The 1,582-nt window shown below is 45.6% G+C and carries 1 protein-coding gene; it reads left to right on the top strand.

What is annotated here, in order from left to right; all coding sequences use genetic code 11:
- Positions 1-9 precede the first annotated feature (9 nt).
- Positions 10-1,251, top strand: coding sequence for an IS110 family transposase (locus P2W72_RS15680; RefSeq protein ID WP_276364571.1), 1,242 nt, complete (start codon positions 10-12; stop codon positions 1,249-1,251).
- Positions 1,252-1,582 lie beyond the last annotated feature (331 nt).

Below are 1,582 nucleotides of genomic sequence, written 5' to 3'. Positions count from 1 at the left end.
TAATATATTATGGAGAAAGTATCAGAAACAGTCCCTACTGTTCAATTTGAGCAGTTGATAAACCGGGGTTGCGGTTTAGACGTTCATGAGAAGAGCGTTGTAGCCACCATAGATGGAGAAGGTTTGGTCAGAGAGACCAGAACCTTTGACACGTACACCAGTTCTTTGAATGATTTACGCGATTGGTTACTTGGGTATGGCATCAGCCATGTTGCCATGGAAAGTACCGGAGTTTACTGGAAACCTGTCTTTAATATTCTTGAGGAAGATTTCAAGGTGATATTGGTTAACGCCCGTCATCTGAAGAATGTTCCAGGGAGAAAGACTGATAAGAAAGACAGCCAGTGGATCTGTAAGCTATTGCTGGCAGGCTTGCTGAAAGCGAGCTTTATTCCACAAGAGAAGATCCGTCAGTTGAGGGACCTGAACCGATACAGCACCAAACTGACCCAGCAGTTGGCCTCAGAGAAGAACCGGATACAGAAGATTCTGGAAGATGCCAATATCAAGCTGAGCAGTGTGGTGAGCAGCACCTCCGGCGTTGTTGCCACAGGCATCATTGAGGGTCTGATGGCTGGCCGGACTGATCTGGAAGCTTTGATTGATGAACTCTACCATGGCAAGCTGAAAGTAAGCAAAGCAGAACTTTTCCAGGCCATTACCGGAAGAATGACCGATCATCATCGGTTTATGCTGACCCAGATCAAACACCATATGGCTTATCTGGAATCACAGATTGCCGTGCTACAGCAAGAAGTAGAGCGGCTTCTGGAAGAAGACCGGGAAAGCATCGATCTGTTGAAGACCATACCTGGCATCAATACAGTAATGGCCGTAAAGATGCTGGCCGAGATTGGGACAAAGGTTGAAGAGACCTTTGGTAGTCCCAAACGATTGGCCAAATGGACAGGTATCTGTCCGGGTAACAACGAGAGTGGCGGCAAGAAGATGAGCGGACGGACGACACACGGAAATAAGTACCTGAAGAGTTTGCTGGTAGAGGCTGCCTGGGCAGCGACACGAACCAAGGGAACTTACCTGCGGGCCAAGTACGACAGCATGGCGGCAAGGAAAGGACGTAAAAAGGCACTATTGATAATAGGACATAAGATCCTGAACGCTGCCTACATTGTTCTGACCGCCAGGCTGTCTTACATGGCTTATTCGGTGGAGGAATTTGAGAGGAAACGTAACCAAAAGCGTATAACACATTTACAAAACGAATTAAAGGGATTGGGCATTAGCGTCTGATCCCGATAAGGAAAGCCGTTTAGGTTACTGGTGGGTTAGACCCCGCAGATGAAACAGGTGTTGCACAGCTAAGCACACAGGGTTGAGCCATAGAGCTCGAGGATGAAATTTTACAACTCTTGGCTGTGTTTTTTTAATTAATTAACAGAAGTATAAACCCGTTGACTTTAACTAGTCAACATTAAATATTTACGGATGAAGCGAACATGAGATTTTAGCACACACAGGGGCATGTAAATAAGAGTTGGTAACTTTCTACAAACTAATATATTATGGAGAAAGTATCAGAAACAGTCCCTACTGTTCAATTTGAGCAGTTGATAAACCGGGG

This window comes from Daejeonella sp. H1SJ63 (genome assembly GCF_029360775.1).
Taxonomy (GTDB): Bacteria; Bacteroidota; Bacteroidia; order Sphingobacteriales; family Sphingobacteriaceae; genus Daejeonella.
Note: the sequence above shows the minus strand (reverse complement) of the source record. Positions and strands in the feature narration are given on the sequence as shown.